The organism is Streptomyces griseorubiginosus (assembly GCF_017614965.1).
Taxonomy (GTDB): domain Bacteria; phylum Actinomycetota; class Actinomycetes; order Streptomycetales; family Streptomycetaceae; genus Streptomyces; species Streptomyces griseorubiginosus_B.
The window spans coordinates 1-10,033 of record NZ_WVUG01000315.1; the positions used below are offsets into that span (position 1 = coordinate 1).

Consider the following 10,033-nt stretch of genomic DNA (forward strand, 5'->3'; position numbering starts at 1 on the left):
GGCCCCCTACCCGGCCGTGGACACCGCGGCCGACGACGTCGCGCTGATCGCGTTCACCTCGGGCACCACGGGTCGCCCGAAAGGGTGCATGCATTTTCACCGGGATGTGCTCGCCATAGCGGACACCTTCTCGAAGCATGTGCTCAAGCCCCGTGCGGACGACGTCTTCACCGGCAGCCCGCCGCTCGGCTTCACCTTCGGCCTCGGCGGACTGGTCGTCTTCCCGATGCGGGCCGGCGCGAGCGCGCTGCTGCTCGAACAGGCGCACCCCAAGCAGCTGCTGCCCGCCGTCGCCGGCCACCGCGTCTCGGTCCTGTTCACCGCCCCGACCGCCTACCGCGCGATGCTGGACGACCTCGACGCCTACGACGTCTCGTCGCTGCGCCGCTGTGTCTCCGCCGGCGAGAACCTCCCCGCCGCCACCTGGCGGGCCTGGTACGAGCGGACCGGGCTGCGGATCATCAACGGCATCGGCGCGACCGAGCTGCTGCACATCTTCATCTCCGCGGCCGACGACGACGTCCGGCCCGGGACGACCGGGGTGCCCGTGCCGGGCTGGGAGGCGCGCGTGCAGGACGCGGACGGGCGGCCCGTGCCCGACGGGGAGCCGGGGCTGCTGGCCGTGCGCGGGCCGGTCGGCTGCCGCTACCTCGCCGATCCGCGCCAGCGCGACTACGTGCGCGACGGCTGGAACGTCACCGGAGACACCTATGTCCGACAGCCGGACGGCTACTTCCGTTACGTCGCCCGGGCCGACGACATGATCATCTCGGCCGGGTACAACATCGCGGGGCCGGAGGTCGAGGACGCGTTGCTGCGTCACCCGGACGTGGTGGAGGCGGCGGTGGTGGGGCGGCCCGACGAGGCCCGCGGACAGGTGGTCGTGGCCCATGTGGTCCTCAAGGAGGGTGCCGTACGGGACGCGGAGGCCCTGCGTGCCTTCGTCAAGGCGGAACTCGCGCCGTACAAGTGCCCGCGCGAGATCGTCTTCTCGGACGCGCTGCCGCGCACGGCGACCGGGAAGCTCCAGAGGTTCCGTTTGCGCACCCATGGTGACCAGCAGTGATCGCGAAGACCTAAGATGATCAACGTGTCCGACCAGCATGCACCACGGTCTCTCATCGTCACGCTCTACGGCGCCTACGGCCGCTTCGTGCCGGGCCCGGTGCCCGTCGCGGAGCTCATCCGGCTGCTGGCCGCGGTCGGCGTGGACGCCCCCTCCGTCCGCTCCTCGGTGTCCCGTCTCAAACGCCGCGGACTGCTGCTGCCGGCCCGCACGGCCGAGGGCGCCGCGGGGTACGAACTCTCGCCGGACGCACGGCAGTTGCTCGAGGACGGCGACCGGCGCATCTACGCCACCGCGCCGCCCGAGGACGACGGCTGGGTGCTCGCGGTGTTCTCGGTGCCGGAGTCCGAGCGGCAGAAGCGGCATGTGTTGCGCTCACGGCTGGCCGGGCTCGGCTTCGGCACGGCGGCGCCGGGTGTGTGGATCGCCCCGGCCCGGCTGCACGAGGAGACACGGCACACGCTGCGCCGGCTGCACCTGGACCCGTACGTGGACCTCTTCCGCGGCGAGCACCTGGGCTTCGCCCCGACCGTGGGGGCCGTCGCCCGCTGGTGGGACCTGGCCGCGATCGCCAAGGAGCACGAGGCGTTCCTCGACCGGCACGCGCCCGTGCTGCACACCTGGCGGGAGCGCGGGGACACCCCGCCCGAGGAGGCGTACCGCGACTATCTCCTCGCCCTCGACTCCTGGCGCCACCTCCCCTACACCGACCCCGGCCTGCCCGCCCGTCTCCTCCCCGAGGACTGGCCTGGTGTCCGCTCGGCCGCGGTCTTCCGGGAGCTGCACGAGCGGCTCAGGGACGCGGGGGCACGGTATGCGATGCCGGAGGGTTTCAACTCCCCAGCGTGAGGCGGGGTTTGGGAGCGTCCGTGCGGCCGGTCCGGGGGCGGCGGCTGCCCGCTCGGTAGGGGGCCGGCCAGACGACGCCCGGGCCGTCGTAGCCCTGCTCGGCGGCCGCGTGCAGGGTCCAGTGCGGGTCGTAGAGGTGCGGGCGGGCGAGGGCGCACAGGTCCGCACGCCCGGCCAGGATCAGGGAGTTGACGTCGTCCCAGGAGGAGATCGCGCCGACCGCGATCACCGGGACACCGGTGGTGCGCCGGATCCGGTCCGCATACGGCGTCTGGTACGACCGCCCGAACTCCGGGCGCTCCTCGGCGACGACCTGGCCGGTCGACACGTCGATCGCGTCGGCGCCGTGCGCGGCGAAGGCGCGGGCGATCTCGACGGCGTCCTCGGCGGTCGTCCCGCCGTCGGCCCAGTCGGTGGCGGAGATGCGGACCGTCATGGGCTTCTCCTGCGGCCACACGCCCCGGATCGCGTCGAAGACCTCCAGCGGGAAGCGGAGCCGTTTCTCCAGCGAGCCGCCGTAGCCGTCGGTGCGGCGGTTGGTGAGCGGGGAGAGGAAGCCGGAGAGCAAGTAGCCGTGGGCGCAGTGCAGTTCCAGGAGGTCGAAGCCGGCGCGCGCGGCCCGCCAGGCGGCGGAGGTGAACTGCTCCCGGATGTCGGTCAGTTGGGCGCGGGTCAGCTCGCGCGGGGTCTGGCTGTCCGGCTTGTACGGCAGCGGGGAGGGGGCGACGAGGGGCCAGTTGCCCTCGGGCAGAGGTTCGTCCATGCCCTCCCACATCAGCCTGGTCGAGCCCTTGCGGCCGGAGTGGCCGAGCTGCACGCCGATCGCGGTACCAGGGGACTGGGTGTGCACGAAGTCGGTGATCCGCCGCCAGGAGTCGGCCTGCTCGCCGGTGTAGAGGCCGGTGCAGCCGGGGGTGATCCTGCCCTCCGCGCTGACGCAGACCATCTCGGTCATCACCAGCCCGGCACCGCCGAGAGCACGGGCGCCGAGGTGGACGAGGTGGAAGTCGCCGGGGACTCCGTCGACCGCGGAGTACATGTCCATGGGCGAGACGACGACCCGGTTGCGCAGGGTCAGTCCGCGCAGCCGGAACGGGGTGAACATCGGCGGGGTGCCGGGCGGGCAGCCGAACTCGTCCTCCACGGAGCCGGTGAACCGGGCGTCGCGCAGCCGGAGGTTGTCATGGGTGACGCGGCGGCTGCGGGTGAGGAGGTTGAAGGCGAACTGGCGGGGCGGCTGGTCGAGGTAGAGGCCGAGGTTCTCGAACCACTCCAGGCTGGCGCGGGCGGCGCGCTGGGTGGAGGCGACGACGGGTTTGCGCTCCTCCTCGTAGGCCGTGAGCGCCTTGTCGAGGGACGGCTGTTCCTCCAGGCAGGCGGCGAGGGCGAGGGCGTCCTCGACGGCGAGCTTGGTGCCGGAACCGATGGAGAAGTGGGCGGTGTGGGCGGCGTCCCCGAGCAGGACGACGTTGCCGTGGGACCAGCGCTCGTTGGTGACCGTGCGGAAGGTCGTCCAGGCCGACTTGTTGGAGCGCAGAGGGCGGCCGCGGAGCGCCTCCGCGAAGATCTTGGCGCAGCGGTCGATGGATTCAGCGGTGTCGAGTTCCTCGAAGCCGGCCGCGCGCCAGACCTTCTCGTGCATCTCGACGATCACGGTGGAGGCATCCGTCGCGTAGGGGTAGCCGTGCAGCTGCATCACGCCGTGTTCGGTCTCGGCGATCTCGAAGCGGAAGGCGTCGAAGGGGAAGTCGGTGGCCAGCCAGATGTAGCGGCAGTGGTGGCCGGTCACCCGGGGGTGGAACACATGGGCGTACGCCTCGCGGGTGGTGCTGTTGACTCCGTCGGCGGCGACGACGAGGTCGTAGGTGCCGGCGAGCCGGTCGGGGCAGGGGGCCTCGGAGCGGAAGCGGAGGTCCACGCCGAGGTTCCGGCAGCGGGTGTGCAGGATCTCCAGCAGGCGTTTCCGGCCGAGGGCGGCGAAGCCGTGGCCCGAGGAGGTGTGCCGTTCGCCCCGGCGCACGATGTCGATGTCGTCCCAGCGGACGAACTCCCTCCGCATCGCCTCGTACACGGCCCGGTCGGCGTGTTCGATGCCGCCGAGGGTCTCGTCGGAGAGGACGACTCCGAAGCCGAAGGTGTCGTCGGGGGCGTTGCGCTCCCAGACGGTCACCTCACGGGCGGGGTCGAGCCGCTTCAGCAGGGCGGCGGCGTAGAGTCCGCCGGGTCCGCCACCGATGATCGCGACACGCATCGCGACCTCACCTCCCCTGCCACTTCGGCGGCCTCTTCTCCGTGAAGGCCGCGTGGAACTCCGCGTAGTCCTCGCCGTTCATCAGCAGGGCCTGTGTGGAGGCGTCCAGCTCGACCGAGGCCGCCAGGGGCATGTCCAGTTCGGCCGTCAGGAGGGCCTTCGTCTGGGCGTGTGCCAGGGCCGGGCCGTCGGCCAGCCGGCGGGCCAGGGACTGTGCCGCCTCGTCCGCCGCGCCCTCTTCCACCAGTTCGCTGATGAGGCCGATGCGCTCGGCCTCGGGGGCCCGTACCGGGTCGCCCAGCATCAACAGGCGGGTCGCGTGGCCGAGCCCGACGACCCTGGGCAGCAGATAGGCCGCCCCCATGTCACCGCCGGACAGTCCGACGCGGGTGAAGAGGAACGCGAACCGGGTGGTGGGGTCGGCCACCCGGAAGTCCGCCGCCAGGGCCAGGACCGCGCCGGCGCCCGCCGCCACTCCGTGCAGCGCCGCGATCACGGGGAAGGGGCATTCCCGTACGGCCCGCACGACCTGACCCGTCATGCGGTTGAAGTCCAGCAGCTGGGCCGTGTCCATGGACAGGGTGGCGCCGATGATGTCGTCGACGTCGCCGCCGGAGCAGAAGCCGCGCCCCTCCCCGGCCAGGACCAGGGCGCGGACGGATCGCTCACGGGACAGCTCGGCGAGCAGATCGCGCAGGTCGGCGTAGGCGCCGAAGGTGAGCGCGTTGAGTTTCTCGGGGCGGGCCAGGGTGACGGTCGCGACCCCGTCGGTGAGTTCGACGCGCAGGTGCCGCCAGTCGGCGGTGCGGGCGGCGGAGCCGGTGAAGGGACTCATGCGGTGCGGCCTCCTCGGGCGGTGGCGCGGACACATCTCGAAGTTATCACCTGTTCGTGACCGTCGTCACGGACGCAATACAGCCTTGTCACCGCTCGTCACCGCTCGTCAATAGAGCGGTAACAGCGGGAGCACCCGCGCGAGGCAAGCCGTTTCCAGGGGTAAGCCGCCCGTCAACGGGGCCGAAGGTCCCCCCGCGGTGCCCGCCGGACGTCTCTGACGGCGGCGCCGTACCATTCATACGGTTGAAAGCAGGACAGCCTGCTCATGAACGGATCCGCCTTGTACGAACCCCCCTCGGCCTCCGCCGCCTCCTGGCGCATCGCGCTGCCGCACTCCGCCGCGGCCGTGCCCGTGGCCCGCGCCCTGGTGCGCACGGCGCTGGCCGAGCTGGAGCACGGGGCCGACAGCGACACCGCGGAGCTGCTGACGGCGGAGCTGGTCGCGAACGCGGTGGAGCACACCGCCGGGGACTCACCGATAGAGCTCGTGGTGGAGCTGCTGCCGGGCGGCTGCCAGGTCGAGGTGCACGACCCGGACCCGGCGCCGCCGGGCGACCTGACCAGGCCGAACGGGGACGAGCCCGACCCCTGGCAGGAACACGGGCGCGGGCTGCTGCTGATCCGCGCGCTCTCCTCGTCCTGCGGACACCGCGCGACGGACTCCGGGAAGGCCGTGTGGTTCCGGCTGCCGTCGGTGCCCCCGCAGCGGCGCCCGGTGTGACCGTCCTCAGGCCAGCGTGGCCACCAGGATCGCCTTGATGGTGTGCAGCCGGTTCTCCGCCTCGTCGAAGACGACCGAGTAGGGGGACTCGAACACCTCGTCCGTGACCTCCAGCGAATCGAGACCGTGGGTCTCGTGTATCTCCCGGCCGACCTTGGTGCCCAGGTCGTGGAAGGCCGGGAGGCAGTGCAGGAAGCGGACGTCCGGGTTGCCGGTGGCGCGCAGGACGTCCATCGTCACCGCGTAGGGGCCGAGGGCGGCGATCCGCTCGTCCCAGACCTCCTTGGGTTCGCCCATGGAGACCCAGACGTCGGTGGCGACGAAGTCGGCGCCCAGCACGCCCTCGCCCACGGACTCGGTGAGCGTGATCCGGGCCCCACTGGTGTCGGCCAGCTCGTGCGCGCGGTCGACGATCTCCTGGGCCGGCCAGTACGCCTTCGGGGCGACGATCCGGACGTCCATGCCGAGCAGGGCGCCGGTGATCAGGTAGGAGTTGCCCATGTTGAAGCGGGCGTCGCCGAGGTAGGCGAAGGAGATCCGCTCGACCGGCTTGACGGTGTGCTCGGTCATGGTCAGCACGTCGGCCAGCATCTGGGTGGGGTGCCAGTCGTCGGTGAGGCCGTTGAAGACGGGGACACCGGCGTGGGCGGCGAGTTCCTCGACCTTCTGCTGGCTGTCTCCGCGGTACTCGATCCCGTCGTACATCCGGCCGAGCACGCGCGCGGTGTCCTTGACCGACTCCTTGTGCCCGATCTGCGAGCCGGACGGGTCGAGGTAGGTGGTCGAGGCGCCCTGGTCGGCGGCGGCGACCTCGAACGCGCAACGGGTGCGCGTCGAGGTCTTCTCGAAGATCAGCGCGATGTTCCTGCCGCTCAGGTACCGCTGCTCGGTCCCGGCCTTCTTCGCGGCCTTCAGCTCGGCGGCCAGCTCGATCAGGCCGAGGAACTCCTCCCTCGTGAAGTCGAGCTCCTTGAGGAAGTGGCGCCCGGCGAGGGCGGTCGGGACGGTCGCCATGGGGCGCTCCAGAGATGCGGGAACAACGGACCCTGGAAGTCTATACGAGCTTCAGCATTTCTATGCACATGCGTGTGCGGTCATACGGCCGCCCGTTCGACCGGACAGCTCATACAGCGCGGCCCGCCCCGTCCCCGGCCGAGTTCACTGCCCGGGATCTCGATGACCTCGATGCCCTGCTTGCGCAGATGGGTGTTGGTGGTGGCGTTGCGCTCGTAGGCGACGACGACACCGGGCTCGACGGCGAGGACGTTGCAGCCGTCGTCCCACTGCTCGCGCTCGGCGGCGTGCACGTCCTGGGTGGCGGTCAGCACGCGGATCTCGCTGAGGCCCAGGGCGGCGGCGATCGCGCGGTGCATGTGCTCCGGCGGATGGTCGGTGACCTTGAGCTCCTTCTCGCCGACGCCCGGTTCGATGGTGTACGAGCGGAGCATGCCGAGGCCCGCGTACTGGGTGAAGGTGTCGCCGTCGACCATCGTCATCACGGTGTCGAGGTGCATGAAGGCGCGCCGCTTCGGCATGTCGAGGGCCACGATCGTCTGCGCGGAGCCGGCCGCGAACAGCTTGTGCGCGAGCATCTCCACGGCCTGCGGGGTGGTCCGCTCGCTCATGCCGATGAGGACGGCGCCGTTGCCGATCACCAGGACGTCCCCGCCCTCGATGGTGGACGGGTAGTCGGCCTGCCCCTCGGACCAGACGCGGAACGTTTCGTCACAGAAGAGGGGGTGGTGGCGGTAGATCGCCTCGAAGTGGATCGTCTCGCGCTGCCGGGCGGGCCAGCGCATGGCGTTGACGGCCACGCCGTCGTAGATCCACGCGGAGGTGTCGCGGGTGAAGAGGTGGTTGGGCAGCGGCGCCAGCAGGAACTCGTCGAGGTCCATGACGTGGAAGCGGACCGAGGTCGGCTCCGGGTGCGCGTCCAGGAACTCGCGCTTGGTCATGCCGCCGACCAGCGCCTCGGCCAGCTCGGGCGCGGGGAGGGTCTCGAAGGCGGCCCTGAGGTGGTCGGTGGCGAGGACGCCGTACTCCTTCTCGTCGAAGACCCGGTCCAGGACGAGGGTGCGGGCCGCCGGGACCTGAAGGACCTCGGTGAGCAGGTCGCCGAAGAGATGGACGGTGACCCCGCGGTCGCGCAGCACGTCGGCGAAGCCGTCGTGCTCGGCGCGCGCCCGGCGCACCCACAGCACGTCGTCGAAGAGGAGGGCGTCCTTGTTGCTGGGGGTGAGCCTTTTGAGCTCCAGATCCGGCCGGTGCAGGATGACGCGGCGCAGCCGCCCGGCCTCGGAGTCGACGTGGAATCCCATGCCTCCATCCTGACCATCGAGCGGCCTCTTGACCCGTGGCTCGGCGGTTTCTTCGGTTACTTGTTCTCGTCCTCTTGACGATAAGCGGCTCCCGGGATTATCGTCTAGGAGACGAAAAGAAGGGGGTCCGATGGCCGACATCACCCGGCGCCTGGGCTGGCGCCATCTCCGGGGCGCGCCGACGGCGCACATCCGGCACCACAGGGGCGGCAAGCTGCTGCACGACGGGCCGGGGCTCAGCTTCTGGTTCCGCGCGCTGACCGCGGCCCTGTCCGAAGTGCCGGTCGACGACCGGGAGTTGGCGATGACCTTTCATGCCCGCACGTCCGACTTCCAGGACGTCGCGGTGCAGGCGACGGTGACCTACCGGATCAGTGACCCGGCGCTCGCCGCGGCCCGGCTCGACTTCTCGGTCGACCCGGACACGGGCGTGTGGCGGGGGACGCCGCTGGAGCAGCTCGGCACCCTGCTGACGGAGACGGCGCAGCAGCACGCCCTGGACGTCCTCGCCCGTACGTCGCTGTCGTCGGCGCTGGTCGACGGGGTGACGGCGGTGCGGGAGCGGGTCGCGGCGGGCCTCACGGCCGAACCCCGTCTCCCGGCGACCGGTGTCGAGGTGGTCGCGGTGCGCGTCGTCGCGCTGCGTCCGGAGCCGGAGGTGGAGCGGGCGCTGCGCACCCCCGCCCGCGAGCAGATCCAGCAGGAGGCGGACCGGGCGACGTACGAGCGGCGGGCGGTGGCCGTCGAGCGGGAGCGCGCGATCGCCGAGAACGAACTGGCCAGTCAGATCGAGCTCGCCCGCCGCGAGGAGCAGTTGGTCGAGCAGCGCGGCACGAACGCCCGGCGGGAGGCGGAGGAGCACGCGGCTGCGGACTCGGTACGGGCCCAGGCGGAGGCGGCGCGCACGGTGAAGCTGGCCGAGGCGGAGGCCGAGCGGTCCGTGCGGCTGGCGGACGCCGAGGCACGGCGGACCGAGCGGCTCACCGAGGCGGAGGCGGTCCGGTCCCTGCGGCTGGCCCGTGCCGAGGCCGAGGGAGCGCGCGAGGTCGGTGAGGCACGGGCGCAGGCCCAGGCCGCCTGGCTGCGGGTGCACGGTGAGGCGGACCTCGCGACCCTGCACGCCCTCACCGGGACACGGCTCGCGGAGAACCTGCCGAACATCGACAGCGTGACGATCTCTCCGGACGTGCTGACGGGGTTGCTGGCCAGGCTGGCGGGCGGGGACCCGGCGTGAGCCTCGCGCCGCGCGTCGTCCTCGTCCATCGCACCACGGAGTACGAGGAGTTGGTGGCCCACCACGGCACCCACGGGCAGGCCGCCTTCTTCCTCTCCTCCCGCGGCCGGGACATCGAGGAGGTCGCCGAACGGCACCGCCGCACCCGCCGGGCACTGGCCGACGTCACCGCGGCGATCCCGCTGACCTGGCGGCAGAGCAGGGTGGAGCGGGCCGACCTGGACCGCTTCCTGTTCGCGCCGGAGGACGTCGTGGTGGTCGTCGGCCAGGACGGACTGGTGGCGAACGCCGCCAAGTACCTCGCCGGACAGCCGGTGATCGGCATCGACACGGACCCCGGGCGCAACCCGGGCGTGCTGGTGCGGCACCGGCCCACCGACGCGGCCGCCCTGCTGCCCGCCGCGCACGCGTCCGGCACCGGCGTCGATGAGCTGACGATGGTCGAGGCGGTCGCCGACGACACACAGCGCCTGGTCGCGCTGAACGAGATCTATCTGGGCGCCGCCGGACACCAGACGGCCAGATACCGCCTGGGCCTCGAGAACGACGGGGGTGTCGTCGAGGCCCAGGCTTCGTCCGGGGTGCTGGTGGGGACGGGGACCGGGGCGACGGGCTGGCTCCGCTCGGTGTGGCAGGAGCGGGGAGCCGCGCTGGAGCTGCCCCGCCCCACCGAGGACCGCCTGCTGTGGTTCGTCCGCGAGGCCTGGCCCTCCCCCGCCACCGGCACGACCCTCGTCGCCGGCACCCTCTCCGGCAC

Annotated in this window: 9 protein-coding genes; 5 read left to right on the forward strand and 4 right to left on the reverse strand. The window is 71.9% G+C overall.

The annotated features are described in order from the left end of the window. Positions 1-1,066: AMP-binding protein (locus GRC12_RS36820; RefSeq protein WP_208784469.1), on the forward strand; the 1,066-nt coding region annotated here is incomplete at its 5' end. 15 nt (positions 1,067-1,081) lie between these two features. Next, a complete protein-coding gene (locus GRC12_RS36825; RefSeq protein WP_208784472.1) occupies positions 1,082-1,915 on the forward strand; it encodes a PaaX family transcriptional regulator in 834 nt (277 codons plus the stop codon). On the opposite strand, the gene GRC12_RS36830 is transcribed toward GRC12_RS36825, so the two are convergent. Continuing rightward, on the reverse strand, positions 1,899-4,166 hold the full coding sequence (locus tag GRC12_RS36830) for a bifunctional salicylyl-CoA 5-hydroxylase/oxidoreductase (protein ID WP_208784474.1): 2,268 nt from the start codon (positions 4,164-4,166) through the stop codon (positions 1,899-1,901). The two genes, GRC12_RS36825 and GRC12_RS36830, sit on opposite strands and share 17 nt — an antisense overlap. Positions 4,167-4,173: 7 nt before the next feature. After that, positions 4,174-5,001, reverse strand: a complete 828-nt coding sequence (locus GRC12_RS36835; protein WP_208784477.1) for an enoyl-CoA hydratase family protein — start codon at positions 4,999-5,001, stop codon at positions 4,174-4,176. Between the two features lie 267 nt (positions 5,002-5,268). Between GRC12_RS36835 and GRC12_RS36840 the strand changes: the two genes are divergently transcribed. Further along, complete coding sequence (locus GRC12_RS36840; RefSeq protein WP_208784479.1) at positions 5,269-5,724, forward strand: ATP-binding protein; 456 nt, start codon at positions 5,269-5,271, stop codon at positions 5,722-5,724. Positions 5,725-5,730: 6 nt separating this feature from the next. Here the strand turns inward: GRC12_RS36840 and argF are convergent, their stop codons facing one another. After that, the gene (gene argF / locus GRC12_RS36845; protein ID WP_208784481.1) at positions 5,731-6,738 is read right to left on the reverse strand and encodes an ornithine carbamoyltransferase; all 1,008 of its coding nucleotides are present in this window, start codon (positions 6,736-6,738) and stop codon (positions 5,731-5,733) included. A gap of 80 nt (positions 6,739-6,818) precedes the next feature. After that, entirely contained in the window at positions 6,819-8,042 is a 1,224-nt protein-coding gene (locus tag GRC12_RS36850) for an arginine deiminase (RefSeq protein WP_208784483.1), read from the reverse strand. Positions 8,043-8,172: 130 nt separating this feature from the next. Here GRC12_RS36850 and GRC12_RS36855 point away from each other — a divergent pair, with 130 nt between their 5' ends. Together GRC12_RS36855 and GRC12_RS36860 are read left to right on the forward strand one after the other, a co-directional pair. Beyond that, the gene (locus GRC12_RS36855; RefSeq protein WP_208784486.1) at positions 8,173-9,276 is read left to right on the forward strand and encodes an SPFH domain-containing protein; all 1,104 of its coding nucleotides are present in this window, start codon (positions 8,173-8,175) and stop codon (positions 9,274-9,276) included. Then, a partial coding sequence (locus GRC12_RS36860) for an NAD(+)/NADH kinase (RefSeq protein WP_208784488.1) occupies positions 9,273-10,033 on the forward strand: 761 nt, incomplete at its 3' end. The genes GRC12_RS36855 and GRC12_RS36860, both read left to right, overlap by 4 nt.

Bases quoted from the DNA above. Each gene is read 5' to 3' on its own strand.
- GRC12_RS36825 (WP_208784472.1), top strand. From the start codon at position 1,082: ATGATCAACGTGTCCGACCAGCATGCACCACGGTCTCTCATCGTCACG.
- GRC12_RS36830 (WP_208784474.1), bottom strand. From the start codon at position 4,166: ATGCGTGTCGCGATCATCGGTGGCGGACCCGGCGGACTCTACGCCGCC.
- GRC12_RS36835 (WP_208784477.1), bottom strand. From the start codon at position 5,001: ATGAGTCCCTTCACCGGCTCCGCCGCCCGCACCGCCGACTGGCGGCAC.
- GRC12_RS36840 (WP_208784479.1), top strand. From the start codon at position 5,269: ATGAACGGATCCGCCTTGTACGAACCCCCCTCGGCCTCCGCCGCCTCC.
- argF (WP_208784481.1), bottom strand. From the start codon at position 6,738: ATGGCGACCGTCCCGACCGCCCTCGCCGGGCGCCACTTCCTCAAGGAG.
- GRC12_RS36850 (WP_208784483.1), bottom strand. From the start codon at position 8,042: ATGGGATTCCACGTCGACTCCGAGGCCGGGCGGCTGCGCCGCGTCATC.
- GRC12_RS36855 (WP_208784486.1), top strand. From the start codon at position 8,173: ATGGCCGACATCACCCGGCGCCTGGGCTGGCGCCATCTCCGGGGCGCG.